Below are 26,508 nucleotides of genomic sequence, written 5' to 3' on the forward strand. Positions count from 1 at the left end.
CTGGCTTGCAAGCCAGTGGCCTCGGCGTGATCAATCGTCCAATCGCGCGTAACGCTCGGCCAGCTTCTCCCCCGTGAACTGCGCCACCACCCCTTCAGGCCGATTGAACAGTCGCACCGCCACGAAGTGCGGGTTGTCCCCGCCATCGATCCATACCCGCAACCCCGCCGGCACCACGATCAGATCCCCCTTCTCGCACACCACCGCATGCACGTACTCCCCTGCCCGCACGCTGACCAGGCTGCGCCCGGCTGCGAAGAAACGCACCAGGTCATCCGAATACACATGTTCGTCCAGCAGTTCGCTCATCGGATCGCCACTGGCGCTGATCACGTCGACGGCGCGGTAACCGCCTTCGTGTTGCAGCCGGTCGATCTGCACCTGGTAGGCGGCCAGCACACCGGCCTGGCCAGCATCGGCCTGCACAGGCGACTGCGCCGTCCAGCGCTCGAACCTTATTCCCTGCTCGGCCAGTGTCGCGGCGATGTCTTCAAGGTGGGTCAGCACCTTGTTGGGAATGTCCGGGGTGGACTGGTGAAACACGCTCAGGCTGCTCATGGGGCCTTTTCCTCTGTCATTCGAAACGCGATGATAACGGCTGCGACCAGTGCCGCGACGCTGGCAATACTAAAGGTGATGGTGGCGCCCAGGGCGTTCCAGCTGTAGCCCGAATACAGGGCACCCAGCGCACCGCCGGTACCGGCAAGGGCCGCATACAGCGCCTGCCCCTGGCCCTGCTGGCGAGCGCCGAAGCTGCGCTGCACGAAGGCGATGGCGGCCGCGTGAAAACTGCCGAACGTGGCGGCGTGCAGCAACTGGGCGAACAGCAGCACGCCCGGATACTCGGCAAAGGTCCCCAGCAGCCACCAGCGCAAGGCCGCCAGTAAGAGGCTCGCCAACAGCACCCGACGCAACGAGAACCGCGCCAGGATCCAGCTCATGGCCAGGAACATCAGCACCTCGGCCACCACCCCCAGCGCCCACAACATGCCGATGGTGCCGCGGGCATAGCCCAGGCGCTCCAGGTGCAGGGTGAGAAAGGTGTAATACGGGCCGTGACTCAACTGCATCAATGCCACGCACACGTAGAACGCGGCCACGCCAGGGCTGGCCAGTTGCCTGAGAAAGCCGCCACCATCGCTGCGCTCGTGCTGGCCTGGCGGCTGGGCATTGGGCACCCACAGGCTGGCCAGCACGATGCCGGCCATGATCGCCACCAGCGCCACCGGGTAGATGTCCAGGCTCAACCATTCGAACAATCGCCCCAGGGCCACCACGGTGAGGATGAAACCGATCGACCCCCACAGCCGCACCTGGCTGTAGCGCGCAGTCTGACCTTGCAGGTGGGCCAGGGTGATGACCTCGAACTGCGGCAGTACCGCATGCCAGAAGAACGCGTGCAGGGCCATTACCAGCGCCAGCCAGGCGTAGCTCTTGGCCACGAAGATCAACGAGAAGCTGGCCAGGGTGCACAAGGCCCCCAGACGCACGATCAGCAGGCGCTGGCCGCTGCGATCGCCCAACCAGCCCCACAGGTTCGGTGCCACGCAGCGCATCAGCATGGGGATGGCCACCAACTCGCCGATGCGCGCGCTGGAAAACCCCAGGTGATCGAAATACAGCGCCAGAAACGGCGCTGTCGAACCCAGCAAGGCGAAATAGAACAGGTAGAAGCTGGACAGCCGCCAGTAGGGAATCGGCGCCACGGCTCAGCGGGCCGTGGCGTCGACGTCGGGCAGGTGCACTACAGCTGGCCCAGCACCGGGGTGGCTACCCGCACATCGGCGTTCTGGCCGCGGTGGCGCAGCAGGTGATCCATCAGCACGATGGCCATCATCGCCTCGGCGATAGGGGTGGCACGGATGCCGACGCAGGGGTCGTGACGGCCCTTGGTGATGACCTCCACCGGGTTGCCATCCACATCGATGGAACGGCCCGGGGTGGTGATGCTGGAGGTCGGCTTGAGTGCCAGGTGCGCAATGATCGGCTGCCCCGAGGAGATGCCCCCCAGGATGCCGCCGGCATTGTTGCTGAGGAACCCTTCGGGGGTGAGTTCGTCACGGTGTTCGGTGCCGCGCTGGGCCACGCTGTCGAAGCCGGCACCGATCTCCACGCCCTTGACCGCGTTGATGCTCATCAGCGCATGGGCCAGCTCGGCGTCGAGGCGGTCGAAGATCGGCTCGCCCAGGCCGGGCATCACGCCTTCGGCGACCACGGTGATCTTGGCACCCACCGAGTCCTGGTCACGGCGCAGCTGGTCCATGTAGGCCTCCAGCTCCGGCACCTTGTCCGGGTCGGGGCTGAAGAAGGCGTTGTGCTCCACCGACTCCCAGGTCTTGAACGGGATTTCGATAGGGCCCAGCTGGCTCATGTAGCCGCGGATGCGGATGCCCTGGGTGGCCAGGTACTTCTTCGCGATGGCACCGGCAGCCACGCGCATCGCGGTTTCACGGGCCGAGCTGCGGCCGCCGCCACGGTAGTCGCGCTCGCCGTACTTGTGGTGATAGGTGTAGTCGGCGTGGGCCGGGCGGAACAGGTCCTTGATCGCCGAGTAGTCCTTGGACTTCTGGTCGGTGTTGCGAATCAGCAGGCCGATGGCGCAGCCGGTGGTACGGCCCTCGAACACGCCAGAGAGAATCTCGACCTCGTCGGGCTCCTGGCGCTGAGTGGTGTGCCGGCTGGTACCGGGCTTGCGCCGGTCCAGGTCGTGCTGAAGATCGGCCAGCGAAAGCTCCAGGCCCGGAGGGCAGCCATCGACAATGGCGACCAGCGCCGGACCATGGCTTTCGCCAGCGGTGGTGACAGTGAACAGCTTGCCGTAGGTATTGCCGGACATGCAGGGCGCTCCGCGTTCAGCCTGATTTTTAACTGGATGGTAACAAGGCCAACCAGTATACGCAGGGTATACCCTTAGATCACCTCCAGGCGCGAACCTAATGCCGCCGGACGAGTCAAAACGCCACCTCCTCGCTAATGGCCTGATGATGCTGCGCACGTTCGCCCTGTTGTTCCTCCTGTTTACCGGCCTGGCCCAGGCCGCGGCCCCCACGGTACTGCAACGACCGATCAGCCTGGTGACCGACGACGGCACCCTGCAGGGCAGCCTGCTGTTGCCGCGCAGCGACACGCCGCCACCGGTGGTGCTGATCATCGCCGGCTCCGGCCCCACCGACCGTGACGGCAACAATCCCGCCGGCGGACGTATCGACAACCTCAAGCGCCTGGCCCTGCTGCTGGCCAACAACCGCATTGCCAGCGTGCGCTACGACAAGCGCGGGGTGGCCGCCAGCCGCGCGGCAACCCCCGACGAGCGCAACCTCAGCGTCGAGCGCTATGTGGCCGATGCCGTTGCCTGGGGCCATCTGCTCAAGGCCGACCCGCGCTTCGGCCCGCTGATCGTGCTGGGTCACAGCGAGGGCGCACTGATCGCCAGCCTCGCGGCCGAACAGGCCGGCGCCAGCGCGGTAATTTCAGTGGCAGGCAGCGGGCGCCCGGTCGATCAGGTGCTGCGCGAGCAACTGGGTGAGCGCCTGCCGGCGACCGAGCGGGCCCAGGCCGTACGCCTGATCGAGCAGCTCAAGGCCGGCCAGCCCAGCACCCAGGTACCGCTGCACCTGCGCGACGTGTTTCGCCCCAGTGTGCAGCCGTACCTGATCTCGCTGTTTCGCCAGGACCCGGCCGCCGCCTTCGCCCGCCTCCACTTGCCGGCGTTGATCGTGCAGGGGCGCAACGACGTCCAGGTCGAGGTCGAGGATGCCGAGCGCCTGCACGCTGCCAAGCCGGACGCCGAACTGGCACTGATCGACGGCATGAACCACATGCTGCGCATCAGCCCGCGTGAAATGAGCCAGCAGCGCGACAGCTACAACAACCCCGAGCTGCCCCTGGCCAGTGCCCTGGGCGAGCGGATCGTCGAGTTCATTCGTCGATTGCCGGCGGCATGAAGCGAATTGGCGCAAATTGTGTCTCCAGTCTTGCGCAAAGCGGCCGATAAGCCGGTGCAGGCGTCGCCCTTGCGACCCGCCTGCTGTGCACAAAAGGACCGCCGTGATGACTGAAGCCACCCCCCAGGACGCCCCAGACGCGACCGACGAATCGCCAGCCCCGGAAGCGGCCCCGCTGCCCTGGGCGGACGTTGTGCCCGAGCATTTCCAGATGCTGCGCCTGTCCCCGCAGCCCACCGACCGCAACACCGGCGCGCGGCCGCTGCGCTTCGTGCAGTACGGTTATGCCGAACGGCACAACAAGACCCACAGCCTGCTGCGCATGGAAGTGCGCCTGCCTGGGCAGAAGGTGCGCAAGGAGCAGAATCGCCTGGATATCTGGGTGGACCATGAGTTGCACCAGATCAAGATCGGCCCCGACAGTGGCTTGCAGATCGAGCCGGTCAGCCGTGGCCTGGGGCGCTTCCTGTTGTCGCAGGCGGTGCACTGGGTACAGCGCAAGTGGTCGCACTACCGGGTCGAGGGCATGGCCCTGGCCAACAAGGACGCACTCAACGAAGACACACGCCTGCGCCGCGACCAGGTGCTGCGCAGCCATGGCCTGGAGGTCGAGTACGCCGATGCGCAGCACCTGAAGGGGCGCTGCGTGGAAGTCCAGGCAGGTCAGCTCAAGGGTGGCTGGAATACCGACAAGGTGCAGAAGGTAGACATCCTGGATGCTGCGGGCATGCTGCAGCAGGCCGAGCAGAACCTGCAGGAGAAGGAAGCACAACTGCGCGAGCGCGATGAGCGGGTCAACAAGTACCGCCGCGAAGACAGCGGGTTGCGCTTCACCATCACCTGCCTGGTGGCCTTTGCGGTATTCCAGGCCGGGCTGCTGATCTGGATTGCCACCAACCGCTGAAAGCGTTGCGGGTCAAGCCCGCCCCAACACGGCAATGCGGCCCTGTTGGGGCGGGCTTGACCCGCGACAGGCTTGAACCCTGTATCCCTTACACCCGCGAAGCAAACAGCGCCTGATGCTGCCGGCATTGTTCGGCCGTGAGCATGAACACCCCGTGCCCGCCACGTTCGAACTCCAGCCAGGCGAAATCCACCTCCGGGTACAACTGCTCGACATGCACCTGGCTGTTGCCGACCTCGACGATCAGCAGGCCCTTCTCGGTCAGGTGATCCGCCGCCTCGGCCAGCATGCGCCGTACCAGGTCCAGACCGTCATTGCCGCAGGCCAGGCCCAGCTCCGGCTCGTGGTGGTACTCCTGGGGCATGTCGGCGAAATCCTCGGCATCGACATACGGCGGGTTCGACAGGATCAGGTCGAAACGCTGCCCCGGCAACCCCTCGAACCCATCGCCCTGCACGGTGAACACACGTTCCTCAAGACCATGGCGCTCGATGTTCTGGTTGGCCACTTCCAACGCCTCGAACGACAGGTCGGCCAGCACCACCTCGGCCTCGGGGAACACGTCGGCGCTGACGATGCCGATGCAGCCGGAGCCGGTACACAGGTCGAGAATGCGCGCGGGTTCGGCAGCCAGCCATGGCTCGAAGCGTTTTTCGATCAGTTCGCCGATGGGGGAGCGCGGGATCAGCACGCGCTCGTCGACGATGAACGACATGCCACAGAACCACGCCTCGCCAAGCAGGTACGCGGTCGGCACGCGTTCTTCGATACGTCGCTTGAGCAGGCGCTGCAGCTTGACCAGCTCGTCGTCTTCAAGACGGCAATCGAGATAGGCGTCGGCCACTTCCCATGGCAGATGCACCGAACCCAGCACCAGCAGGCGTGCCTCGTCCCAGGCGTTGTCGGCGCCATGCCCGAAAAACAGCCCCTGCTCATGAAAACGGCTGACAGCCCAACGGATGTGGTCGCGCAGGGTGCGCAGGCGGGAAGTGATCACGGGCAGACTCCTTTAAAGACGACCGGCAATTCTAACAGCCTGGAACACAAATGGGCCCGCCAATACGCCTCTGGCCGCAATTGTGCTCATGCCTGCAGGCCGCTATCCACGCTGCATGCACGCTAAGCCATTCACATAAGTCGCCAAGCAGGGGACAATAGGTGAAAAGCCCTATCCAAAGGAGCCCCTGATGTCCGTTCCAACGACGATGTTCCACCTCAGCGGTCGCGGTTATCCGCCGGCCAAGCTGAGCAACGCCAGCCTGGTGATTATCGATGCGCAAAAGGAGTACCTGAGCGGGCCCCTGGCGCTGTCGGGCATGGACGAAGCGGTGGCCAACATCGGCAAACTGCTCGAGGCTGCACGCAAGGCCGGCCGGCCCGTGGTGCATGTGCGCCACCTGGGCACCGTGGGTGGCCTGTTCGACCCACAGGGCTCGCGCGGCGAGTGGATTCCGGGCCTGGAGCCGCAGGGCGATGAAGTCGTCATCGAAAAACGCATGCCCAACGCCTTCAAGAACACCACCCTGCACGAGACGCTGCAGAAGTACGGCCACCTGGACCTGATCGTGTGCGGCTTCATGAGCCACTCCAGCGTCAGCACCACCGTGCGCCGCGCCAAGGACTACGGCTATCGCTGCACCCTGGTCGAAGACGGCTGCGCCACCCGCGACCTGCCGTTCAAGGACGGCGTGATTCCGGCCGCACAGATCCAGCAGAGCGAAATGGCGATCATGGCCGACAACTTTGCCTGTGTTGCACCCGTCAACAGCCTGATCTGACCACCCGACAGGCAAGTGGAACCACTCTGGGGCGTTCGGGTCCAACCCCGGATACCCTTTGAGGAAAGTCGGAATGAAGTTATCCAGTTTCGACGCCAGGCGCCTGCGTCCCCGCGAACAACGCAATTGGGGCGCACGCCTGGCCACGGCGTTCTCGGCACTGCTGGCGATACTCGGCGTGCTCCTGACCATGGCCGGCGTCGCTGGCCTGCTGGGCCATGCCGAGGCGCTGGGCGAGCTCAACAACAATCGCCCCGGCGCTGCCGTGGTGCTGGGCCTGGGCTTGTTGTCGCTGTACCTGGGCGTCTGGTCCTGGCGCCGCAGCCGGTTGCGCCTGCGCCGTGCCAGGGGGCTGAACCTGTCGCCGCACCTGATGAAGAAACACGATTGACTGCAACCCTGTGGGGAGTCGCGTAAACTGCGCCGCCCAGGCGGAGGCTTACATGCAAGACGACGATTTTTCCCTGTTCAAGAGCCAGATGCATGGCGTCAAGCCGATCCGGCATGATCGCGCCGACACCGGCAAACCCAAGGCTGACCGCAAGCAGCTGGCCAGCCTGCGCCAGGCCGCGACCGTGCGCAGCGACCAGACGGTGATCGACGGCCTGTCCGATCAGTTCGTCATCGACGTGGGCCCGGAAGACGACCTGCACTGGAGCCGCGATGGCGTGCAGGAAAGCCAGATGCGCAAGCTCAAGCTTGGCCAGATCGGTTTCGAAGGCAGCCTGGACCTGCACGGCATGACCGTGGAGAAAGCCCGCGAGACCCTCTGGGCATTCCTGGCAGAGGCCACGCGCTTCGAGGTGCGCTGCGTGCGAGTCACCCACGGCAAGGCGGTGCGGCTCGATGGCAAGCGTCCGATGATCAAGAGCCACGTCAACACCTGGCTGCGCCAGCATGCCCAGGTACTGGGTTTTACCTCGTGCCAGGCGCGTCACGGCGGCACCGGCGCGGTGTATGTCATGCTCAAGCGGACCATGCTCGAAGGGCGTGACGAGTAACGCCGCGCTTGCAGCGCCGTCACAGCCGCCGTACCCTTCGCTTTTGCGATAAATCCCACAGGTAGATCCATGTCCCTGGAACAGCACTACACCGCGATTCTCGGCCAACTCGGCGAGGATGTTTCCCGCGAGGGCCTGCTCGATACGCCCAAGCGGGCTGCGAAGGCCATGAAGTACCTTTGCCGCGGCTACGACCAAACCCTGGAAGAGGTGACCAACGGCGCCTTGTTCAGCTCCGACAACAGCGAAATGGTCCTGGTCAAGGACATCGAGCTGTACTCGCTGTGCGAACACCACATGCTGCCGTTCATTGGCAAGGCGCATGTCGCCTATATCCCGAGCGGCAAGGTGCTGGGCCTGTCCAAGGTGGCGCGCATCGTCGACATGTACGCTCGCCGCCTGCAGATCCAGGAAAACCTCAGCCGCGAGATCGCCGAGGCGGTTCAGCAGGTGACCGGCGCGCTGGGCGTGGCCGTGGTGATCGAAGCCAAGCACATGTGCATGATGATGCGCGGTGTGGAAAAACAGAATTCGTCGATGATCACCTCGGTGATGCTCGGCGCCTTCCGCGACAATGCTGCCACCCGCAGCGAGTTCCTCAGCCTGATCAAGTAATCGGCCGAGGTTCTGCGAGCCGACCTGCCCAGGTCGGCTTTTTTCATTGTGAGGAGTTGCCATGATCGTCAAAGCACTGCGGGTTGGCCTTGGCCAACTGATCGTCTTCCTCGACTGGGTCAGCCGCCCGAGCAAGCTCAAGCGTGATGCGGCCGCCCAGGCGAATGTCGAGCAGCAGGCCAAGGGGCTGAGCCTGTATCAGTTTCACGCTTGCCCCTTCTGCGTGAAGACCCGCCGTACACTGCACCGCCTGAACGTGCCGGTGGCACTGCGTGACGCGAAGAACAACGAACAGGATCGCCAGGCCCTGCTGGAGCAAGGCGGCAAGATCAAGGTGCCGTGCCTGCGCATCGAGGAAGACGGCAAGACCACCTGGATGTACGAGTCCAAGGTGATCATCGACTACCTGAACCAGCGGTTCTCGGCGGTCTGACAGCGCTTGGCCGGCAGGGCTGCTCCCTGCCGGCAAAACACCATCAATCGATCATGGGCACATGCCGCGGATGCGAGGCCACGCGTTCCAGCCAGGCGCGAATCTTCGGGTAATCATTCAGCAGGAAGCCGGCTTCGTGGGCCACATGGGTGTAGGCATACAACGCCACATCGGCAATCGAGTACTGGTCACCGACCAGGTAAGGTGTTTCCTGCAACTGTTTCTCCATCACCTTCAGCGCCTTGTGCCCGCCCTTCTGCAACGACTTGTATTCATCGACACGATCTTCGGGCATGCCCAGATAGAACTGGATGAAACGTGCCACGGCAATGTAGGGCTCATGGCTGTACTGCTCGAAGAACTGCCACTGCAGCACTTGCGTACGTAAACGCGGCTCACTCGGCAGGAACAGGCTACCTTCGGCGAGGTAGTTCAGAATGGCGTTGGACTCCCACAGATAACTGCCGTCCTCCAACTCCAGCACCGGCACTTTGCCGTTAGGGTTCTTGACCAGAAACTCAGGGCGCTCGGTCTCGCCATTGAGGATGTTCACGGGACACCATGTGTACGGAATATCAAGCAAGTGCAACATCAGCTTGACCTTGTAGCAGTTGCCCGACTGGTAATCCCCGTAGACCTTGTACATTGTTCCCCCCTCTCCAAAGCTGAAACGAAACCGCCGTCCATAGTTGGCGACTGTACGGTTAAATGCAATGGTTGCTGTATGGCAAAACTCGCCCTATCGCAGCGTAGTCTGAAAAACCCGCTTACACCCGCACAAGGATTACTGCATGCCTGACGCCACCACTGCGCCAATGCGTCCGCTGGCCGACACCTCCCCCTCGGCGGTGGTCGCCGGTTTCATTGCCATGCTCACGGGCTATACCAGCTCGCTGGTGCTGATGTTCCAGGCGGGCCAGGCGGCCGGCCTGACCACCGCGCAGATTTCCTCGTGGATCTGGGCGCTGTCGATCGGCATGGCGGTATGCAGCATTGGCCTTTCACTGCGTTATCGCACGCCCATCACGGTCGCCTGGTCGACCCCCGGCGCAGCCTTGCTGATCACCAGCCTGGGCGGCGTGAGCTATGGCGAGGCAATCGGCGCCTACATCACCTGCGCCGTACTGGTGGTGATCTGCGGGCTCACAGGCAGTTTCGAACGCCTGGTACGGCGCATTCCGGCATCGCTGGCCGCGGCCCTGCTGGCCGGCATTCTGTTCAAGATCGGCAGCGAGATCTTTGTTGCGGCCCAGCATCGGACCGCCCTGGTGCTGGGGATGTTCTTCAGCTACCTGCTGATCAAGCGGTTGTCGCCGCGCTATGCGGTACTGACCGCGCTGGTGGTGGGCACCGCGATCGCCGCAGTGATGGGGTTGCTGGACTTCAGCGGCTTCCACCTGGAGGTGGCGACACCGGTATGGACCACGCCGTCGTTCTCGCTGGCCGCGACCATCAGCATCGGCATCCCCCTGTTCGTGGTGGCGATGACTTCACAGAACATGCCGGGTGTGGCGGTGCTGCGTGCGGACGGGTACCAGGTACCTGCCTCGCCGCTGATTTCAGTGACGGGCCTGGCCTCGCTGCTGCTGGCCCCGTTCGGCTCGCACGGCATCAACCTGGCGGCCATCAGCGCCGCGATCTGTACCGGGCCGCATGCCCATGAAGACCCGAGCAAGCGGTACACCGCGGCGGTCTGGTGCGGGATTTTCTATGGCATTGCCGGCGTGTTCGGCGCCACCCTGGCGGCACTGTTCGCCGCGCTGCCCAAGGAGCTGGTGCTGTCGATTGCCGCACTGGCGCTGTTCGGCTCGATCATGAACGGTCTGACGGTGGCGATGAGCGAGGCCAGGGAGCGCGAGGCAGCCTTGATCACATTCATGGTCACGGCCTCGGGCTTTACGCTGTTCTCGATCGGCTCGGCGTTCTGGGGGATTGTGGCGGGGGTACTGACGCTGATGATCCTGAACTGGCGCAAGGCTGCCTGATCGACACGGGAGGGCCTGGCCCTCCCCTGCCCCACCCGCTAGATAGCGGTGGCACCACCATCGATTGCCAGAGCCTGGCCAGTGGTGAATGCCGCACCGTCGCTGCACAGGTACAGGACCGCTGCAGCGACTTCCTCGACCTTGCCCACGCGGCCGACCGGGTGCATGGCGGCGGCGTATTCAGCCTTGCGTGGATCGGCCTCGTAGGCACGGCGGAACATGTCGGTGTCGATCACCGCCGGACACACCGCATTCACCCGGATCAGTTTCTTGGCGTACTCGATGGCGGCCGACTTGGTGAGCCCGATCACGGCATGTTTGGATGCGCTGTAGATGCTCATCTTGGGCGCAGCCCCCAGGCCGGCGACCGATGCGGTGTTGACGATCGCACCGCCGCCCTGGGCGAGCATCAGCGGCAACTGGTGCTTCATGCACAGCCACACGCCCTTGACGTTGACGCCCATGATCGCATCGAACTCGGCTTCGCTGCCGTCGGCCAGGCGCCCCTGCTCGATTTCTATACCGGCATTGTTGAAGGCGTAGTCCAGACGACCGTATGCCTCGACAGTGCGCGCCATCAACTGCTGCACGTCCTGCTCGCGGGTAACGTTGCAAGGTACGAACAGTGCCTGGCCGCCGGCGGCCTGAATCAACCCGACCGTGTGTTCGCCACCGGCGACGTCCAGGTCTGCCACCACAACCTTCAGGCCTTCGGCGGCAAATGCCAGCGCCGTGGCCCGGCCGATGCCGGCGCCGGCCCCGGTGACCAGGGCAACCTGGCCGGAAAAAGTCATGCTCATCGATAACTCCCGCAACGTAGTGAGGACAATGGCGGGAGTCTAGTCATCGGCGGTGGCTCCTGGGCAGCATCATCAGGCACGCAGTGAACACACCATCGAACCGGGTGATTTTAGCTGCTAGGCTCAATCATCCAGATGGATCAATCACCATTCGCCACAAGGCTGGACCTTGCCGATTTGCCGATGCAGGCCTATCAACAGGGTTTGCCTTCCAGAGAGAACCTTGCCATGACTGACAGGACCAACCGCCGCTTCGTGCTTGCCAAGCGCCCCACCGGCGCAGTGACACGTGATGACTTTACCTTTGAAACCGTGCCTGTGACCGAGCCTGTCGAGGGACAGGTAGTGGTGAAGAACCTGTACCTGTCGCTGGACCCGGCCATGCGCGGGTGGATGAACGAGGGCAAGTCCTACATTGCGCCTGTGGGTATCGGCGAGGTCATGCGAGCACTGGGTGTCGGTGAAGTGGTGGCGTCCAGGCACCCTGACTATGCCGTGGGTGATACGGTGAGCGGAGCCCTTGGTGTACAGGATTACTTCATTGGCGAGCCCAAGGGCCTGCATAAGGTCGACCCTAGGCTGGTACCGTTGCCACGCTATCTCTCCGCCCTGGGCATGACCGGAATGACGGCCTACTTTGCCCTGCTGGAAGTGGGTGAGCCCAAGACGGGCGAAACCGTGGTGATCTCGGGTGCAGCGGGAGCGGTCGGCAGCATTGCCGGGCAGATCGCCAAGCTCAAGGGCTGTCGTGTGGTCGGGATTGCCGGCGGCGAGCAGAAATGCCGCTACCTGGTCGATGAACTGGGCTTTGACGGGGTTATCGACTACAAGGCCGAAGACGTACTGGAGGGACTCAAGCGCGAGTGCCCAAAAGGGGTGGATGTGTACTTCGACAACGTCGGCGGGGACATCCTCGATGCAGTGCTCAGTCGCCTGAATTTCAAGGCGCGGGTGGTGATCTGTGGTGCCATCAGCCAGTACAACAACAAGCAGGCGGTCAAGGGCCCGGCCAACTACCTGTCGCTGCTGGTAAACCGCGCGCGCATGGAAGGTTTCGTAGTGATGGACCATGTGGCCAAGTACGGCACCGCAGGCAACGAAATTGCCGGCTGGCTGGCCAGCGGCAAGCTTAAGAGCAAGGAGGATGTTGTCGAGGGGCTGGAGACCTTTCCCGAAGCGCTGCTGAAGCTGTTCAGCGGGGAAAACTTTGGCAAGCTGGTGTTGAAGGTATAAGGGGAACGACTTCGCCAGCAAGGCTGGCTCCTACAAGGAGGAGCCAGCCTTGCTGGCGAAGGACCGAGTCGCTTAGCCGCGAATTTCGGCTACCACTGCTGCCAGCGCTTGAGCAGGGTCAGCCGCCTGGCTGATCGGGCGACCGATTACCAGGTAGTCGGAGCCGGCGTCCAGCGCCTGGCGCGGGGTAAGGATACGACGCTGATCGTCCAGGGCGCTGCCGGCAGGACGAATGCCCGGAGTCACCAACTGCAACGACGGGTGCGCGGCCTTCAGGGCCGGGGCTTCCAGGGCGGAGCACACCAGGCCGTCCATGCCGGCCTTCTCGGCCAGGGCGGCCAGTCGCAGCACCTGCTCCTGCGGCTCGATGTCCAGGCCAATACCGGCGAGGTCTTCACGCTCCATGCTGGTCAGCACGGTCACACCGATCAACAGCGGCTGTGGCCCGCTGCGCTGGTCCAGCACGTCGCGACAGGCTGCCATCATGCGCAGGCCGCCAGAGCAGTGCACGTTGACCATCCACACGCCCATTTCGGCTGCGGCCTTCACGGCCATGGCGGTGGTGTTGGGGATATCGTGGAACTTGAGGTCCAGGAACACTTCGAAGCCCTTTTCACACAGGGTTTCAACGATGCCCGACGCACTGCTGGTGAACAGCTCCTTGCCGACCTTGACCCGACACAGCGCGGGGTCCAGCTGATCGGCCAGTTTCAGGGCGGCGTCACGGGTAGGGAAATCCAGGGCGACGATGATAGGCGTCTGACAGGCGGACATGGGCAGGCTCTCTGGGCAAGTCGAAATCGGCGCGCATTGTAGCCGATGCGCAGTGCCAATGGGGGCCGGTGATCGCGAATTCGCCCCCAGGTGGTGGGCCTCTTATACTTGAACCATCGACGCTCGTGTCGAGTCCAACATCACAGAGGCGGCGCCATTCGCCGTCGATAAGGAGAAGCTCATGCCCTGGTATGCCTGGTTGATCTTGCTGGTTGCCATCGGCTCGATTGTCGGTGGTTTGATGATGCTGCGTGATACGGCGAAGAAGCTGCCCTTGACCGAAGAGCAACTCAAGCGCGTGCATGAGCGCAATGCCGAAGCCGATGCCAAGGACGCGCAAGACCGATAAGCGTGGCGCTTCCCCGCCTTCTGCAGGCGCCGGGGGCCCATGCCATTTGATGATAAAAACGGATCGAGCATTGCCCGACCCGCCCCTCCTCAGGTCACTTGACCGCCAGTTTGTCCCGGTTGCGCTCGATCAGCGCCTGGCCGATCCCCTTCACCTCCAGCAACTCATCCACTGACTCGAACGCGCCGTTGGCTTCGCGGTAGGCCACGATCGCTTCAGCCTTGGCCTTGCCGATACCTGCAAGCGACGACTGCAGTGTCGCCGCATCGGCAGTGTTCAGGTTGACGGTGGTTGAGGCGAGCGCTGCGCTGACTGTAGTGACTGGCAAGTCGCCTGCGGCCTTGGTGGCCGCCGCAAACGACGGCAGCGAGAACGCGCTGAGCAGCGCGAGCAGCAGAGAAACAAGAAAGGTATTGCGCATAACGGTGGCACTCCTTGGTGTGTGAGCTTGCTAAGGCAGCGATTCCTTGGCTGCCTGTAAAACCTAGCGGGTGGTTGCTCGCACATCCAGAGTCAATAGCAAATCGATTAAAACAAGATGTGAAAAATATGTAAAAATCTGTAGGAAATGTTACATTTCGGCGACCTAATAGCAATTTGCCACAGGGTGTAGTACTGGTGCTTGACGATAGCAAGAGCCTGCTGGATGGTTACCCATTTACCTTTAAACATCAGCGCTCAACCTTCCACCTGAAGGTGCCGTTCAATTCGGTGGTAGCCCAGGCTTTCGAGCAACTGCTCAGCCTGAACGATCTGGCGAAACGCACAAGCGCCCCGATTGCCGGCAGCGCTGGCTCTCTGTTCGCCAAACGTCAAGTACTCGAGACCTTCCCGAAAAAATTCCGCTTTGCCCGCGGTGCGCGCAAACGCTGCGGCATGTACGATTGGCCGATCGAAGAACTGCTCAACACTTCGGAGGCGCATCGCCGCGGCGCGCGCGTCCCAGCCGTGGTGGGCTATGGCTACACCAAATCCAGGCTGGGCCTGGTGAAAGATTTCTTTATCATTACCGAGATGCTGCAGGGCTACACGGATGGTTTCCAGTGGATGCAGTCAAAGCCTGAAGAAATCCACCGAGTGATAGAAGCGTCCTTTGAGTTGTTGTTTTCGCTCAACAGCAACGGCATCTATCATATGGACCTGTGGGCGGCGAATGTCATGATTAGCAACGATGGGACAGCCCCGACCTACGCGATCGATCTAGAGAACTGCTTTGCGCAAAACACTGAGTGTCTTAGCGAAACTCTTGGATTCCAATTCGGATTCTTCTACAGACGCGAGGTTTACAGGTACATCACCGAAGCGGCCTATGACGCCTTGGTCGAATCAGCCCTTGCCGCATACGCTGGTGTTGACCCAAACCGTTTCGAACAGGTGTACAAGCAGAGCAAGCACCTGGACGTGGGCCGCAAGGAGCGTCGTTTTTTCTTCGGCCCGGTTTCGTCACCAACCAGGCCTCGCATCTAAAATGCTTGCTATCAGTGCATGGCAGGCCAGATAACCTTCACCCGAGTACCGAATTGCACCACACCTCCACCAGTGCGCACCTGCGTTCATTTGACCTCAACAACGCAGGGCGCGATTTCATCGTAGGCGACATCCATGGGCACTTCGAGCAGCTCGAGGCGCTACTGTTGCGCCATCGCTTCAATCCCAGCCTCGATCGCGTGTTCTGTACCGGGGATCTCATTGATCGCGGCCCTTTTTCCGAACAGGCCGTGGATTGGCTGAAGCATCCCTGGTTCCATGCGGTGCGAGGGAATCACGAACAGATGGTTCTCGATCACGCAGCAGGCACGGGCGACGCCGCCAGACACGCGCGAAATGGCGGCGCATGGTTCTATCAGCTTGACGCAAAGCGCCAGCAGATTGTGATCGATGCACTCGCTAAACTGCCCATGGCCATTGAAGTTGCAGTGGGTAATCAACGAAAAATCGGCGTGATTCACGCCGAGCTGCCCGGCTGGGAAGACCAACTGGACTGGAACAGCGCTGTGGCACTGCTGTGCTCCGAGCACACCCCCACGCGCCTTGCGGCATACCAGCAAGCCATGTATTCAAGGACCAGGATAACTCGACAGGACCCGACCCCGATCAGCGGAGTCGAGCGTCTGTATGTAGGGCACTCGACCGTACCGGGGATAACGGAACTGGGCAATGTCGTCTATGTCGATACCGGCTGCTCGTTCCCCGATGGGGCTTTGAGCGCCGTGCAACTACGCATAAAAGGCTGAAGCTGCCTATCATGTTGCAGCCCAGGGGATGATAAGCGCCTGGCTACAGGTTCACGGCTCCAGGCGGCGCTGCTGGTGAATCCAGTCGACGATTTCACCATCGGGCGTGTAACCGCTTACCGTTTCGCGCAACAGCTGACGAACTCGCGTGTAATCATCCTCGGCAAGAGCCGCCAACAATACACTAAGGCGCTCCTTAAGCTCGTCCCACGGCAGATGGTCTTCCTGAGCACTCATGATCATCGGGTGGCGGGTAGAGACCACCTCATCGCCTATAAGCAGTTCTTCGTACAGCTTTTCCCCAGGGCGCAGTCCGGTGAACTCGATAGCGATATCTCCGCGAGGATTACCATCGGATTTGATGCTCAGGCCTGAGAGGTGAATCATTTTTTCTGCCAACTCGACGATCTTCACAGGCTCCCCCATGTCCAGCACGAACACATCCCCGCCCCGCCCCATTGAACCTGCCTGGATAACAAGCTGTGCAGCTTCCGGGATGGTCATGAAGTAACGCGTGATCTTGGGGTGAGTGACCGTCAACGGGCCACCGGATTGGATTTGCCTGTAGAACAACGGAATTACCGAACCCGAAGAGCCAAGCACATTGCCGAAACGCACCATAGTGAAACGCGTCTTGTTGACATGCGACACATTGCTGCTGTCTTCGAACAAGACTGGCGCCAGCTCACGACTCAGCGCCTGTAACGTCATTTCGGCCAACCGCTTGCTGCTGCCCATGACATTGGTGGGGCGTACTGCCTTGTCAGTTGAAATCAGAACGAAGTTGGCAACCTGCGCCTGCAATGCTGCTTGAGCGGTATACAACGTACCGATTACGTTGTTCAGCAGCCCTTCCGACACATTGTGCTCAACCATCGGCACATGCTTGTAAGCAGCCGCATGATAAACCGTCTCGACATGCCAGGCCTTCATTACGTCGAGCAACTGCACCGGGTTTCGTACGCTACCAAGAATGGGCAGCAACCGCGTGGATAGCGAACCTCGCGATACACGCTGCTCCAGCTCCGAGAGGATGCTGTACAGATTGAACTCGCTATGCTCGAACAGAATCAGCACCTTGGGCCTGAGCATCAGGATCTGCCGACACAGCTCCGATCCAATCGACCCTCCGGCCCCCGTGACCATGACTACCTTTGCGCTGACGCAACGTTCAAGCAGGTCATCCTGTGCTGGTACGGCATCTCGGCCCAGCAGGTCGGCAATATCCACTTCCTGCAGATCTTCGACTTTTACCCGGCCGCTGGCCAAGTCCATGAAGCCGGGAACGCTGCGCACATGCAGCGAAAGCCCCTCGAGGAAGCCCAGGATTTCACGTCGGCGAGCACGTGTCGCGGAAGGAATAGCAAGCAGCACCTCCTCTACACCGGTTACCTCGATCATTTTCTCGATATTGTCAGGTGTATAGACCGTCAATCCAGAGATCACCCGATCGGCAATACTTGCATCGTCGTCGATAAAGGCCACAGGTCGCATCAGCTTGCCCATGCGCAAAGCGGCAATCAATTGATTGCCTGCGGCGCCTGCTCCGTAGACGGCTACCTTGGGCAGACCACCGTTGCGATTGGTAAAAGGCACATGTTGCGTGGCGGCAAACCAGTCACCAAGAAAATACTGGCGAACGGCCAGGCGCAATCCGCCCACCATTACCAGGCTCAGCCACCAGTAATTGAAAATGATCGAGCGCGGCACGATGCGTGTGTGATCGCTGTACCAGTAAACAATCACCCCCAGCACCAATGCAGAGAGGCTGACGGCCTTGAAGATTGCGACCAATGCGTCATTGCCGAAATAGCGCATCACCGCCCGATACATGCCAAAGTAGACAAACAGGGGGATGGTCACGATCGGGGCGCATGCAAACAGCCACAGGTGCGCCTTGATCGGCGCAACGTACTCATCAATACCCAGCCGGACGATGAACGCCAGCCAAAGCGCAACCCACACCACCAGTACATCCACAAGCATTTGAAGCAGGCGCTTGCGGCGCCTCGGCAGCGCCAACAGTGAGGCTCGTAACTGTTCCATATCACCTTCGAATACTTTGTAACGTGTTGGGCAAGACCATCTGCTTGCACACTGCTGCGGTCAGACTGCTTGAACAGCCCATGGCGCAAAAACGCACCCACAGCTCAGGCCGCAGCGCTGCGTGCCTGCCTTGATTGAGCATAAATCCAGCATGCCCAAACCAACTCAATCCCCTCGCGCGCCCACTGGCTCCGTCGATGACAGGCTCTCCAAGGCCAGCAGCGCCGCGCTCCAGTCTTCAGGGGTATCGATATCAATTGACTCGAGGTTGTCGTAAACCATCATCGGCACCGTGCCGGGCAGCACGAAACGCCTGTGCTCACGTAGCACATCGGGGGCAATCAGGTAGATCGAACCGCTGAGCGTCCAAGCAGGCTCAAGGTCCTGGGACCTCCTGGAGAGATTTTCCCACCCCAGAAAAGGCTCCATGGAATCGCCTTCGAGCCTGAAGCACCAGGCGGGGTGCGTGCTGGCGGCACACACACTGACCAGCGGGCGAGAGACATCTTCCCGGAACAGTGCGACCGCTCGGCGTATCGACTCTGCAGTGCGAAACGGAGATGTAGGCTGCAATAGCAACACTCCATCTACCTGACCATGATCTGACTCATATACGTCGAGAGCATGCAGTACAACGTCGACACTCGTCGCTGTATCCGTGGCCAGGTGCGCAGGCCTCAATCCCGGCACGCTTGCGCCGAAGGCCTGCGCAACAGCGCCGATCTGAGCATCATCGGTCGAAACCAGCACTGCACAGGTCGCGTCGCTTTGCAACGCAGCCTCGATAGTCCAGCCAATTAACGGCCGCCCACCCAGCAACTTGATATTCTTTCCGGGCAACCGCTTCGAGCCGCCTCTGGCCGGTACTACTGCAAGAATCTTCATTGCATTGCCACAAAGCTGGAAAGGATAGAAAGACCTATCTTGCCACTCTTTTCGGGATGGAACTGTGCGCCCCACACATTATTGTGGCCTATCACGGCAGCAACGAAAGTGTCGTCATGCTGGCAATTGGCAATCCGGTGGGAAGGATCGGTAGGAACAGCCATGTACGAATGGACGAAGTAAACCGCACTGTTTTCAGGATTGACCGATGCCAATGGGGTTTGCTCCCAGCTCGTTCGGCCTGACGGGAATGTGAGGCTGGACCAGCCAATATGAGGCACCTTCGAGCGCTGCCCATTGCTGTCGAGGGTAGGGATAGGCTCGACCGCCCCTGGAATCAAACCCAGCCCAAAGGAGTGACCATGCTCGCAGCTGCTATCGAGCAGCAATTGCATGCCCAGGCAGATACCCATCAGCGGCCGCCCGGAGCTTGCGAACTCGATAATCGCCTGGTGCATGCCATTGGCAGTCAGGTTGCCCATGGCATCAGCAAAGGCACCCACACCAGGTAGCAGGACTTTGGTGGAGTCTTTTAACCTGTCTGGATCAGACACCACGTTGACCGTAGCGCCGCAATGCTCGAGCGCCCGTCGGACGCTGAACAGGTTGCCAACGCCATAATCAATAACCGTAACAACTTCACTCATAGGACCGCACCCGTACACCAGCAGCAGAAACGTCACGCCGAATATCAGCGATGCAAGCACGTTGGTAATGCAGGATGTCAGCCATAGCCACGGCGTCCGCCCCCGCCCCCACCACACTGATCGCATGCGCGGAGCTGCCCATGCCGCCACTGGCGATCACGGGAATGTCCACAGCCTCGGTAACAGCCGTGACCAGTTCAAGGTCGAACCCCTTGCGTGTTCCTTCACGGTCCACGGAAGTCAACAGCACTTCGCCAGCACCGAGCCGAGCCGCTTCACGCACCCACTCCAATAGATCCTTGCCAGTGGATTCGCGGCCGTTATCGGTAAATACTTCCCAACGCTGCATACCCACGCTTTTGGCCTCGACCGAAAGTACCATGCACTGGCTGCCGAAACGGCGGGCGATCTCGGTAATCAATCCCGGCCTGGCAACGGCGGCAGTATTGACCGCCACCTTGTCGGCGCCACAACGCAGCAGATGCGCAACGTCATCCACCGACCGTACGCCACCACCGACAGTAAGGGGAATGAACACGTTTCTTGCCGTGTTCTCGACCAACTCACTCAGGCTGTTGCGCCCATAAAGGCTCGCAACGCAATCCATGTAGATAAGTTCATCGATACCCTGCTCGTAATAGCGTATGGCAAAATCGTTAGGCACACCGATTTTGCGTAGCCCTTCGAGGTGAATACCCTTGATCAGGTCCTTGCCTTTTACATCGAGTCGGGCAATAAGCCGGGTGTTACTCATTCAGCGTTGCCCTGCGGAGCCCAAGGGGTGTAGCGAAGTTTCCACTCACCATCGACAACATGCCAAAGGTGCGGCGAGCGGAACTTGTCGCAGGTTGCCAAGAACTCTTCACGCGTCATGCTGATGTAATCTAGAAACTCTTTTTCATAGCGTGAAGGGTATTCCCCCTCATAACGCTGCATCAGCGCGATTGCTTCGTCCTTGTCGATGTGATGATTACGAATCTCTTGGGCGGAATCCATCATCGTACGGCCGACACCGAACTTGATCCAGCGTGTGAAATAGAAGAAACCATCAACCTTGTCATCGAGGCTGTTGTATTTGGAGTAGGTGCCTTCGGTACGTACCGGGTTGGCCTCGAAACCGGTGTGCTCCACCGCGTAGTAGTAGGCTTCCTGAGGGACCCACTTGGTGTAGTACCCCAGGTACTTGAAGTCGATACCTTTCTTCTCGAGTACGTCGGGCGCCATTGGAAGGTAGCTGGCCAGGTCGACCATAGGCACGCCGTCGTCAAGGTATTCACCAATGGCTTTGCCACCCAGGTATACATCGCGAATGTCCTTGTCGCCCAGGTAGTCGAGCGAGAAACCTTCACTTTCCACTTCCTGATTTTTCGCGGCATAGCTGGAGGTCTTGTGAGAAATCTTCTCACCGTACTCACCCGGCATTTCCCCGTAAAAAATCAGTGGAATATTAAACTTGGCGGCCATTTTAGCCACAAATGTCTTCTGGCCGAGGATGAACGGCTGAAACGGGTGTAGCAGGTTGATCGTAGCATTGCGGGTCAGCAAACGATGGATCTTACCGTTGGGCGTGTACAGGAAGTTGTCAAAACCACCAACGTGCAACCAATTCTGAAAGTTCTTCCAGCCGATATCGGTATACAGGTGCGGGGACCAGGTCACGGTCAGTGGATTCATGCCGTACTTGTACTTCAAAAGGTGGGACTGCATCGCGCTGTCCTTGCCACCGCTACCGCCCACGATGCAGTCGTAGGAGCCGTCGTTCTTGCGGTACTGATTGCACAGTTCCACAAGCTCGCGCTCGCGCTCGGCCCAGTCGATTTCACCTGTTTCCTTGAGCTTGTTGAAGTTACAAGCATGGCACACGCCATTTTCGTCAAAGCTCAGTGTTGTCTTGGTTGAGCTATGACTATGCGCATACTCGTTGCTCGACATCGGCTGCTGGTTGGACATGTTGCAGATTTTGCAAAACTTGACATCCCGCGGCAGGCCGTAAAAAACCTCAAGCTCGCCTTTGGGCAGAGAAAACTTCGAAAGATCAAAAGACGCGCTAGGGGAAATCTTCAACGCAACTCTCCAATAAAATTCAACAATTAGACAGGATACTTATTACGAGCCAGTTGCAGGTCGTCAGGACGTCCCACATCAAGCCAAGGCTCGTGCATCGGGTATGCAATCGTACTTTCGCCCTTCTGCTGGACACGCTCGAACAGCGTAGGCATGTCGCATTGACCGCCCACAACCAGCTCGTCAAGTGCTGCAGGGTCCAAGACGTAGATACCGGCATTCACATGAGTTTTATAGATAGGCTTTTCATCAAAACCGACGATTTTGATGCCCTCCGTACGAATCACCCCGAATGGGTTCTGCCACTCATGAAGCCTAACTGCCATTGTTGCCAACGCTCCATGTCTCAGGTGAAAATCAAGAATTTCACCGTAGCGTATATCACTCAATACATCGCCATTCGTTACAAGGAACGGCAGGGTTGGGCGCGGCGACAACAAACTGATAGCGCCCGCAGTGCCAAGAGGTGAGTCCTCATGAAGGTAAGTGATCTTCACCCCCCACTTGTGGCCGTCTCCAAAATAGTCCTCGATCATATGCCCGAGGTAATGCACAGACACAATGAAATTGACGAAACCATCTGCCTTCGCGCGCTCGATAATCAACTCGAGCATGGGCCTGCCGCCCACCGGCAACATGGGCTTGGGACAGTCTTCGGTGAGTGGCAGCAAACGCTTGCCCAAGCCACCGGCCATGATCACCATTGTGTTTTCGCGTTCAGCAGGTTCCAGCACTTCATCCCACAGGTGCAAGCCTACAACGCGACGTTCTGCATCTATGATCGGTAGTTGATGGACCTTGTTGGCTTGCATCAGGTGCAGAACCATATCGCGCGCCATCTCAGGCGGCACAACCAACGGGCTGAGCGCCATGATCTGCTCCACAGGGCTGCCGAGTTCAAGCCCACGCAGCAAGCCGCGCCTGACATCACCGTCGGTGACACTCCCTTGCAGGCGACCTTGCGGACAAACGACGAGCGCGATTTGCAACCCGGAAGCATCCAGGTTGCTGATCGCCTGCTGAATACTCGAGCCCTGGGCAAGCAACACTTTGCGCCAGAGTTGCTGATCTAGTGGTTTCATGTTTTTTCTGGCCGACTCACATATTTCGATTCATGGATTCGTACTGACGCACTCGTTACCACATGACCTGCGGGTAGGTCTTTGACCAAGGTAGCATCCGCTCCGACGATACCGTACTGACCTATCGGTACGCCTTGTATGGTGACGGAGCCGGCTCCGATGAAGGACTCACTTGCCACGCTGACAGCTCCACACAGCACTGCGGATGGGGGACAGGATATGGCTGCCAAGTATACAGTCGTGATCGATCCTGACCCCAACGACAACACCTGGGCATGCCCACCTGCCCCGAGCAGAAGCACCGGACGCGATGTGCCATCCATCAGCGCCGTCGTCATTCAACTGCCTCGCCGGCTCGATAGTCGCGCGAAGCCTCTATACCGACCATTCCCCACAAGGCAGTAGCCGGCAGCCCCCCGCCGCAACGCGCGGTGGCCAGGTCAGTACGAGAAAATCGCTCACCGGCTGCGATATCACGCGTAACCACCACTTGCTGACGTGCGGCTTTACGTGTGTCCCACTCACTGGGCTGCGGTGACTTTGAGGACGAGCCCAGCGCTTGCTCCAGACCGCGGATCTGCGCAACCATCTCGGCGAGCTCGGTCGGCTCCAGAGAAGCCTTGTGATCCGGGCCAGACATCGTTCGGTCCAACGTGAAGTGTTTTTCAATCACTTTCGCGCCGCGGGCGACAGCTGCCAACGGAATCAACAAGCCCTGGGTATGATCAGAGTAACCGACTTCTAGGCCAAAGGCGTGTTGCAGGGTATCCATCGCCCGCAGGTTCACTTCCGTAAGCGGCGTTGGATACTGCGAGGTGCAGTGAAGCAAGGTCACATGCCCCTTCAGGCGCTCCCTCACCTGGGCTTTGCTCCAGCAACGCCAAACCTGATCCATGCCCAGAGGCTCCTGATCATTGACCAAAGCGTGCGCAATGATTGCCAGCCCCTGCTCGACCTCACTCAATGTCGCCATACCAGTGGAAAGAATCAGTGGTTTGCCCGTACGCGCAAACTGCCACAGCAGCGGGCCATTGGTCAGCTCACCGGATGGTATCTTGAAGAACGGTATGTCCAGCGTACACAGAAATTCGAGGCTGTCTGTATCGAAAGCAGTACTGATGAATTCGATTCCCTTGGCCTTCGCATGCGCCTGCAGGTCCGCATGCCAGGCTCTGGGCAATTCCAATTTCTGAAGCATGGCCAACTGACTTTCAGCCGCATCGGTGGTCTTCTGCTGATAAAGCGCCTTGGGTGCAGTGGCCGATGCCAGCTTCCGAGCATCGAAGGTCTGAAACTTTACCGCGTCCGCGCCTGCTTGCGCGGCCAACTCGACCAATTGAAAAGCCAGGTCGCGCTGCCCATTGTGGTTTACGCCGGCCTCGGCGATAACGTATATGCCTTCCTCGTTTAATTTTGTCATACGTCAACTCAAATCATGAAATGACTTGTGAACTGAGACGTCACAAGTTTCGAGGATCTGCACGATCTGCTTGGCAGCATCGCCTTGTCCATAAGGGTTTTCAACTTGCTTGCAAGCGGCTGAAAAAGGTTCACTCAACGCCGTTTCAAGGGCGGCGACGATACACGCTTTTTCCGGTAGGCAATGGACGACGGACTCTGCACACAGACGACCTTGCTGGCGCGCACCGATATTCACGGTCGGCACACCGAAGGACGGCACCTCAATGAGCCCACTGGACGAGTTGCCCACAACCGCTGCGGCCTTGCCCACTACGCTGAGATAACGGCGAAAACCCAGCGACGGGATCGCCAGTACACGACCGGCATTGGAGGCCGCGTAATCTTCAATCATGGGAATGAGACCCCGTCCGCCATTATCGGCGTTGGGATAGGTGAGCACTACACCGTAATCGGAAAATTCGTCCAGTGCTCCCAGTAGCGCAGCGAAACTGGAAACAGGGTCTTCCTCCAGAAGCGTTACCGGATGATAGGTCACCAGCAGAAACGGCGAGTTGAAATCAAACGACAACGTCTCTGCCAGCTCAGGCTCGGACAGAACGGGCGTGCGCTTGATATGATCCAGGCCCACCGCCCCTACATTGAACACACGCTCTGGCGCTTCGCCCATCTGGATGACGCGTTGGCGATAGGGGTGCGCCGCGACGAAATGCAGATAGGCCATCTTGCTTATGGCGTGACGAATCGCGTCATCATAGGCCCCTTCGGTAACCTCACCACCATGCAGATGGGCAACCGGAATTCGCATGATCAAGGCAGCCTGAACGATACTCAGTGCCTCAAACCTATCGCCCAACACCACTAGGACGTCAGGCCGCAGTCGATCAAGTGCATCAGCGAAACCCAGCGTACCCAGGCCCATAGATTTGACCGTACCGACATCGGTGTTGGATGACAACAGCATTTCGACCTTGGCGTCGATGACGAAACCATCGTCTTTAATCTGCTGCCAGGTATTACCAAACTCCGGAGACAGGTGCATGCAACTAACAATAACCTGCAGTTCCAGCGACGAACTGGCCTGGATCTCCTTCATCAGCCAATACAGAAGGCCGTACTCTGCCCTTGTACCGGTGAATACGGCGATGCGCCGACTCATGAAGCTGCCCCGGCGGGCACGCTGCTGGGCAGGTTCACCACCCTAGCCTCAAGCCACTGGGCATTGCTCAAATCCCCGGCGATGCACTCGCGGTAAGCCGGCAGATGATTCATCAGGCGCCATATCGGGCGCGTCATCACACCGCTGTCATTGGTGGCCTTGAGCAGCGCATCCCGTTGCTCCAAATCCTGGCAGACAACCGCATTCAACCAGTAATTGGAACGACAGCCCTCGGGCTCGAGCACAAATTGCAAGTCGCTACCGGCCAGTTCGTCAGCGTAGCGCATCGCCAAAGCGCGCTTGGCCTCTAGGAATGCGTCGAGTTGCTCGAGCTGGGCACAGCCCAAGGCCGCGTTGATATTCGGCAAGCGATAGTTGTAGCCCACTTCATCATGCACGTATTCGTAGGGATGTGGCTGCTTGGCGGTTGTGGTCAAGTGTTTGGCCTTATCCCCGAGAGCCTCGCCTGCCAACAGCATGCCCCCGCCACCGGTGGTGATGACCTTGTTACCGTTGAAGCTCAGGGTGCCGATCAGACCGAAGGTGCCGGTATGCTGCCCCTTGTAGGTGCTGCCCAGCGATTCAGCAGCATCTTCGACCAATGCAAGCCCCCAGCGACGACACACATCGACCAACTCATCCAGGGCAACCGGATGACCGAAGGTGTGCATCGGCAAGCAGGCCCTGATGACTCGTTCATCCTTTTTCAGACGGCACTGGCCGTCGGCATCGATAAACGCCTCGGCCTCAAGCCACACTGCGAGCGCCGATGGAGAAAGCCCCAGAGTTTCGCGGTCCACATCCACAAACACCGGCTGTGCCCCACAATAGGCGATGGCATTGCAGGTAGCCACAAACGTCAGCGACTGGGTAATCACCAGCTCACCGGGTTTGACACCCGCGAGCAACAACGCGATGTGCAGCGCAGCGGTGCCATTGACGGTTGCAACTGCCCGCGGGCTTCCGGTGTAGCTCTGCATGTCACGTTCGAAGCGATCAACAAAGGCACCTACGCTGGAGACAAACGTAGACGTGATTGTATCGGCTACATACTGCTGCTCGTTGCCCCCAAATACCGGCGCGTGCAACGGTATGAATTCATTGGTGCGATATTGTTCGCGTACAAACCTGACAAGCGAGTCGAACATACCGAACC

The 26,508-nt window shown here is 60.1% G+C and carries 29 protein-coding genes; 12 read left to right on the plus strand and 17 right to left on the minus strand.

The window, feature by feature from the left end:
- Positions 1 to 30: 30 nt before the first annotated feature.
- The 3 genes from NP552_RS20095 to aroC are packed head-to-tail and all read right to left on the minus strand — an operon-like array spanning position 31 to position 2,836.
- Positions 31 to 558: an acireductone dioxygenase gene (locus NP552_RS20095; RefSeq protein ID WP_274097081.1), complete on the minus strand. Its 528-nt coding sequence runs from the start codon at positions 556 to 558 to the stop codon at positions 31 to 33.
- Entirely contained in the window at positions 555 to 1,706 is a 1,152-nt protein-coding gene (locus NP552_RS20100; protein WP_043862709.1) for an MFS transporter, read from the minus strand. Before NP552_RS20100 ends, NP552_RS20095 begins: the two co-directional genes overlap by 4 nt.
- Before the next feature lie 38 nt (positions 1,707 to 1,744).
- The gene (gene aroC / locus NP552_RS20105; protein WP_043862708.1) at positions 1,745 to 2,836 is read right to left on the minus strand and encodes a chorismate synthase; all 1,092 of its coding nucleotides are present in this window, start codon (positions 2,834 to 2,836) and stop codon (positions 1,745 to 1,747) included.
- Between the two features lie 145 nt (positions 2,837 to 2,981).
- Between aroC and NP552_RS20110 the strand changes: the two genes are divergently transcribed.
- Together NP552_RS20110 and NP552_RS20115 are read left to right on the plus strand one after the other, a co-directional pair.
- Complete coding sequence (locus NP552_RS20110) at positions 2,982 to 3,944, plus strand: alpha/beta hydrolase (protein WP_274097082.1); 963 nt, start codon at positions 2,982 to 2,984, stop codon at positions 3,942 to 3,944.
- A 106-nt stretch (positions 3,945 to 4,050) separates the two neighbouring features.
- Positions 4,051 to 4,848: a hypothetical protein gene (locus tag NP552_RS20115; protein ID WP_054915840.1), complete on the plus strand. Its 798-nt coding sequence runs from the start codon at positions 4,051 to 4,053 to the stop codon at positions 4,846 to 4,848.
- Between the two features lie 88 nt (positions 4,849 to 4,936).
- Here the strand turns inward: NP552_RS20115 and prmB are convergent, their stop codons facing one another.
- Positions 4,937 to 5,845 carry a 50S ribosomal protein L3 N(5)-glutamine methyltransferase gene (prmB, locus tag NP552_RS20120; protein ID WP_054915841.1) on the minus strand — a complete coding sequence of 303 codons (909 nt, stop codon included), beginning with the start codon at positions 5,843 to 5,845 and terminating at the stop codon, positions 4,937 to 4,939.
- Between the two features lie 190 nt (positions 5,846 to 6,035).
- Between prmB and NP552_RS20125 the strand changes: the two genes are divergently transcribed.
- The 5 genes from NP552_RS20125 (at position 6,036) to NP552_RS20145 (ending at position 8,675) form a co-directional block, all read left to right on the plus strand.
- Positions 6,036 to 6,626, plus strand: coding sequence for a cysteine hydrolase family protein (locus NP552_RS20125; RefSeq protein ID WP_054915842.1), 591 nt, complete (start codon positions 6,036 to 6,038; stop codon positions 6,624 to 6,626).
- A gap of 73 nt (positions 6,627 to 6,699) precedes the next feature.
- Positions 6,700 to 7,017, plus strand: a complete 318-nt coding sequence (locus NP552_RS20130; protein ID WP_043862703.1) for a hypothetical protein — start codon at positions 6,700 to 6,702, stop codon at positions 7,015 to 7,017.
- Positions 7,018 to 7,069: 52 nt separating this feature from the next.
- Positions 7,070 to 7,627, plus strand: a complete 558-nt coding sequence (locus NP552_RS20135) for a Smr/MutS family protein (RefSeq protein WP_043862702.1) — start codon at positions 7,070 to 7,072, stop codon at positions 7,625 to 7,627.
- A 69-nt stretch (positions 7,628 to 7,696) separates the two neighbouring features.
- A complete protein-coding gene (gene folE, locus NP552_RS20140; RefSeq protein WP_054915843.1) occupies positions 7,697 to 8,242 on the plus strand; it encodes a GTP cyclohydrolase I FolE in 546 nt (181 codons plus the stop codon).
- Between the two features lie 61 nt (positions 8,243 to 8,303).
- The gene (locus NP552_RS20145) at positions 8,304 to 8,675 is read left to right on the plus strand and encodes a glutathione S-transferase N-terminal domain-containing protein (RefSeq protein ID WP_043862700.1); all 372 of its coding nucleotides are present in this window, start codon (positions 8,304 to 8,306) and stop codon (positions 8,673 to 8,675) included.
- 43 nt (positions 8,676 to 8,718) lie between these two features.
- Here the strand turns inward: NP552_RS20145 and NP552_RS20150 are convergent, their stop codons facing one another.
- A complete protein-coding gene (locus tag NP552_RS20150) occupies positions 8,719 to 9,321 on the minus strand; it encodes a glutathione S-transferase family protein (protein ID WP_043862699.1) in 603 nt (200 codons plus the stop codon).
- A gap of 145 nt (positions 9,322 to 9,466) precedes the next feature.
- On the opposite strand from NP552_RS20150, the gene NP552_RS20155 reads away from it, so the two are divergent.
- On the plus strand, positions 9,467 to 10,660 hold the full coding sequence (locus tag NP552_RS20155) for a benzoate/H(+) symporter BenE family transporter (RefSeq protein ID WP_274097083.1): 1,194 nt from the start codon (positions 9,467 to 9,469) through the stop codon (positions 10,658 to 10,660).
- A 38-nt stretch (positions 10,661 to 10,698) separates the two neighbouring features.
- On the opposite strand, the gene NP552_RS20160 is transcribed toward NP552_RS20155, so the two are convergent.
- Complete coding sequence (locus tag NP552_RS20160; RefSeq protein ID WP_253087202.1) at positions 10,699 to 11,460, minus strand: SDR family oxidoreductase; 762 nt, start codon at positions 11,458 to 11,460, stop codon at positions 10,699 to 10,701.
- A gap of 228 nt (positions 11,461 to 11,688) precedes the next feature.
- Here NP552_RS20160 and NP552_RS20165 point away from each other — a divergent pair, with 228 nt between their 5' ends.
- Positions 11,689 to 12,693: an NADP-dependent oxidoreductase gene (locus NP552_RS20165; protein WP_253087203.1), complete on the plus strand. Its 1,005-nt coding sequence runs from the start codon at positions 11,689 to 11,691 to the stop codon at positions 12,691 to 12,693.
- Between the two features lie 72 nt (positions 12,694 to 12,765).
- Here the strand turns inward: NP552_RS20165 and pyrF are convergent, their stop codons facing one another.
- Entirely contained in the window at positions 12,766 to 13,467 is a 702-nt protein-coding gene (pyrF, locus tag NP552_RS20170) for an orotidine-5'-phosphate decarboxylase (protein WP_054915847.1), read from the minus strand.
- Positions 13,468 to 13,648: 181 nt separating this feature from the next.
- Here pyrF and NP552_RS20175 point away from each other — a divergent pair, with 181 nt between their 5' ends.
- Entirely contained in the window at positions 13,649 to 13,816 is a 168-nt protein-coding gene (locus NP552_RS20175) for a DUF2897 family protein (protein WP_078479756.1), read from the plus strand.
- 94 nt (positions 13,817 to 13,910) lie between these two features.
- Here the strand turns inward: NP552_RS20175 and NP552_RS20180 are convergent, their stop codons facing one another.
- Positions 13,911 to 14,237, minus strand: a complete 327-nt coding sequence (locus tag NP552_RS20180) for a ComEA family DNA-binding protein (protein ID WP_043862694.1) — start codon at positions 14,235 to 14,237, stop codon at positions 13,911 to 13,913.
- A 197-nt stretch (positions 14,238 to 14,434) separates the two neighbouring features.
- Between NP552_RS20180 and NP552_RS20185 the strand changes: the two genes are divergently transcribed.
- Both NP552_RS20185 and NP552_RS20190 read left to right on the plus strand, forming a co-directional pair.
- Positions 14,435 to 15,283 carry a lipopolysaccharide kinase InaA family protein gene (locus NP552_RS20185; protein WP_258659541.1) on the plus strand — a complete coding sequence of 283 codons (849 nt, stop codon included), beginning with the start codon at positions 14,435 to 14,437 and terminating at the stop codon, positions 15,281 to 15,283.
- Between the two features lie 53 nt (positions 15,284 to 15,336).
- Positions 15,337 to 16,050, plus strand: coding sequence for a metallophosphoesterase (locus NP552_RS20190; RefSeq protein WP_235384284.1), 714 nt, complete (start codon positions 15,337 to 15,339; stop codon positions 16,048 to 16,050).
- 51 nt (positions 16,051 to 16,101) lie between these two features.
- On the opposite strand, the gene NP552_RS20195 is transcribed toward NP552_RS20190, so the two are convergent.
- The 9 genes from NP552_RS20195 to NP552_RS20235 form a co-directional block, all read right to left on the minus strand.
- On the minus strand, positions 16,102 to 18,096 hold the full coding sequence (locus tag NP552_RS20195) for a polysaccharide biosynthesis protein (protein WP_054915849.1): 1,995 nt from the start codon (positions 18,094 to 18,096) through the stop codon (positions 16,102 to 16,104).
- Between the two features lie 165 nt (positions 18,097 to 18,261).
- Positions 18,262 to 18,981: an acylneuraminate cytidylyltransferase family protein gene (locus tag NP552_RS20200; protein ID WP_054915850.1), complete on the minus strand. Its 720-nt coding sequence runs from the start codon at positions 18,979 to 18,981 to the stop codon at positions 18,262 to 18,264.
- Positions 18,978 to 19,628, minus strand: coding sequence for an imidazole glycerol phosphate synthase subunit HisH (gene hisH, locus NP552_RS20205; protein WP_274097084.1), 651 nt, complete (start codon positions 19,626 to 19,628; stop codon positions 18,978 to 18,980). Before hisH ends, NP552_RS20200 begins: the two co-directional genes overlap by 4 nt.
- Complete coding sequence (gene hisF / locus NP552_RS20210) at positions 19,621 to 20,382, minus strand: imidazole glycerol phosphate synthase subunit HisF (protein WP_258659548.1); 762 nt, start codon at positions 20,380 to 20,382, stop codon at positions 19,621 to 19,623. Before hisF ends, hisH begins: the two co-directional genes overlap by 8 nt.
- The gene (locus NP552_RS20215; RefSeq protein WP_258659549.1) at positions 20,379 to 21,692 is read right to left on the minus strand and encodes an N-acetyl sugar amidotransferase; all 1,314 of its coding nucleotides are present in this window, start codon (positions 21,690 to 21,692) and stop codon (positions 20,379 to 20,381) included. Before NP552_RS20215 ends, hisF begins: the two co-directional genes overlap by 4 nt.
- Positions 21,693 to 21,718: 26 nt before the next feature.
- The gene (locus tag NP552_RS20220) at positions 21,719 to 22,774 is read right to left on the minus strand and encodes a nucleotidyltransferase family protein (protein WP_258659552.1); all 1,056 of its coding nucleotides are present in this window, start codon (positions 22,772 to 22,774) and stop codon (positions 21,719 to 21,721) included.
- A 334-nt stretch (positions 22,775 to 23,108) separates the two neighbouring features.
- Positions 23,109 to 24,194, minus strand: a complete 1,086-nt coding sequence (neuB, locus tag NP552_RS20225; RefSeq protein ID WP_258659556.1) for an N-acetylneuraminate synthase — start codon at positions 24,192 to 24,194, stop codon at positions 23,109 to 23,111.
- 3 nt (positions 24,195 to 24,197) lie between these two features.
- Positions 24,198 to 25,352 carry a UDP-N-acetylglucosamine 2-epimerase gene (gene neuC, locus NP552_RS20230; protein ID WP_274097085.1) on the minus strand — a complete coding sequence of 385 codons (1,155 nt, stop codon included), beginning with the start codon at positions 25,350 to 25,352 and terminating at the stop codon, positions 24,198 to 24,200.
- Positions 25,349 to 26,500 carry a LegC family aminotransferase gene (locus NP552_RS20235; RefSeq protein WP_274097086.1) on the minus strand — a complete coding sequence of 384 codons (1,152 nt, stop codon included), beginning with the start codon at positions 26,498 to 26,500 and terminating at the stop codon, positions 25,349 to 25,351. The genes neuC and NP552_RS20235 overlap by 4 nt, the downstream gene beginning before the upstream one ends.
- Between the last annotated feature and the right edge of the window lie 8 nt (positions 26,501 to 26,508).

It is taken from the genome of Pseudomonas sp. 8209 (assembly GCF_028682105.1).
GTDB classification, from domain to species: Bacteria; Pseudomonadota; Gammaproteobacteria; order Pseudomonadales; family Pseudomonadaceae; genus Aquipseudomonas; species Aquipseudomonas palmensis.

What these genes read in the sequence shown, in the direction of transcription:
- NP552_RS20095 (WP_274097081.1), bottom strand. Translation starts at nt 558, where the DNA reads ATGAGCAGCCTGAGCGTGTTTCACCAGTCCACCCCGGACATTCCCAAC.
- aroC (WP_043862708.1), bottom strand. Translation starts at nt 2,836, where the DNA reads ATGTCCGGCAATACCTACGGCAAGCTGTTCACTGTCACCACCGCTGGC.
- NP552_RS20110 (WP_274097082.1), top strand. Translation starts at nt 2,982, where the DNA reads ATGATGCTGCGCACGTTCGCCCTGTTGTTCCTCCTGTTTACCGGCCTG.
- NP552_RS20115 (WP_054915840.1), top strand. Translation starts at nt 4,051, where the DNA reads ATGACTGAAGCCACCCCCCAGGACGCCCCAGACGCGACCGACGAATCG.
- NP552_RS20125 (WP_054915842.1), top strand. Translation starts at nt 6,036, where the DNA reads ATGTCCGTTCCAACGACGATGTTCCACCTCAGCGGTCGCGGTTATCCG.
- NP552_RS20130 (WP_043862703.1), top strand. Translation starts at nt 6,700, where the DNA reads ATGAAGTTATCCAGTTTCGACGCCAGGCGCCTGCGTCCCCGCGAACAA.
- NP552_RS20135 (WP_043862702.1), top strand. Translation starts at nt 7,070, where the DNA reads ATGCAAGACGACGATTTTTCCCTGTTCAAGAGCCAGATGCATGGCGTC.
- folE (WP_054915843.1), top strand. Translation starts at nt 7,697, where the DNA reads ATGTCCCTGGAACAGCACTACACCGCGATTCTCGGCCAACTCGGCGAG.
- NP552_RS20145 (WP_043862700.1), top strand. Translation starts at nt 8,304, where the DNA reads ATGATCGTCAAAGCACTGCGGGTTGGCCTTGGCCAACTGATCGTCTTC.
- NP552_RS20150 (WP_043862699.1), bottom strand. Translation starts at nt 9,321, where the DNA reads ATGTACAAGGTCTACGGGGATTACCAGTCGGGCAACTGCTACAAGGTC.
- NP552_RS20155 (WP_274097083.1), top strand. Translation starts at nt 9,467, where the DNA reads ATGCCTGACGCCACCACTGCGCCAATGCGTCCGCTGGCCGACACCTCC.
- NP552_RS20160 (WP_253087202.1), bottom strand. Translation starts at nt 11,460, where the DNA reads ATGAGCATGACTTTTTCCGGCCAGGTTGCCCTGGTCACCGGGGCCGGC.
- NP552_RS20165 (WP_253087203.1), top strand. Translation starts at nt 11,689, where the DNA reads ATGACTGACAGGACCAACCGCCGCTTCGTGCTTGCCAAGCGCCCCACC.
- pyrF (WP_054915847.1), bottom strand. Translation starts at nt 13,467, where the DNA reads ATGTCCGCCTGTCAGACGCCTATCATCGTCGCCCTGGATTTCCCTACC.
- NP552_RS20175 (WP_078479756.1), top strand. Translation starts at nt 13,649, where the DNA reads ATGCCCTGGTATGCCTGGTTGATCTTGCTGGTTGCCATCGGCTCGATT.
- NP552_RS20180 (WP_043862694.1), bottom strand. Translation starts at nt 14,237, where the DNA reads ATGCGCAATACCTTTCTTGTTTCTCTGCTGCTCGCGCTGCTCAGCGCG.
- NP552_RS20195 (WP_054915849.1), bottom strand. Translation starts at nt 18,096, where the DNA reads ATGGAACAGTTACGAGCCTCACTGTTGGCGCTGCCGAGGCGCCGCAAG.
- NP552_RS20200 (WP_054915850.1), bottom strand. Translation starts at nt 18,981, where the DNA reads ATGAAGATTCTTGCAGTAGTACCGGCCAGAGGCGGCTCGAAGCGGTTG.
- hisH (WP_274097084.1), bottom strand. Translation starts at nt 19,628, where the DNA reads ATGAGTGAAGTTGTTACGGTTATTGATTATGGCGTTGGCAACCTGTTC.
- hisF (WP_258659548.1), bottom strand. Translation starts at nt 20,382, where the DNA reads ATGAGTAACACCCGGCTTATTGCCCGACTCGATGTAAAAGGCAAGGAC.
- NP552_RS20220 (WP_258659552.1), bottom strand. Translation starts at nt 22,774, where the DNA reads ATGAAACCACTAGATCAGCAACTCTGGCGCAAAGTGTTGCTTGCCCAG.
- neuB (WP_258659556.1), bottom strand. Translation starts at nt 24,194, where the DNA reads ATGACAAAATTAAACGAGGAAGGCATATACGTTATCGCCGAGGCCGGC.
- neuC (WP_274097085.1), bottom strand. Translation starts at nt 25,352, where the DNA reads ATGAGTCGGCGCATCGCCGTATTCACCGGTACAAGGGCAGAGTACGGC.
- NP552_RS20235 (WP_274097086.1), bottom strand. Translation starts at nt 26,500, where the DNA reads ATGTTCGACTCGCTTGTCAGGTTTGTACGCGAACAATATCGCACCAAT.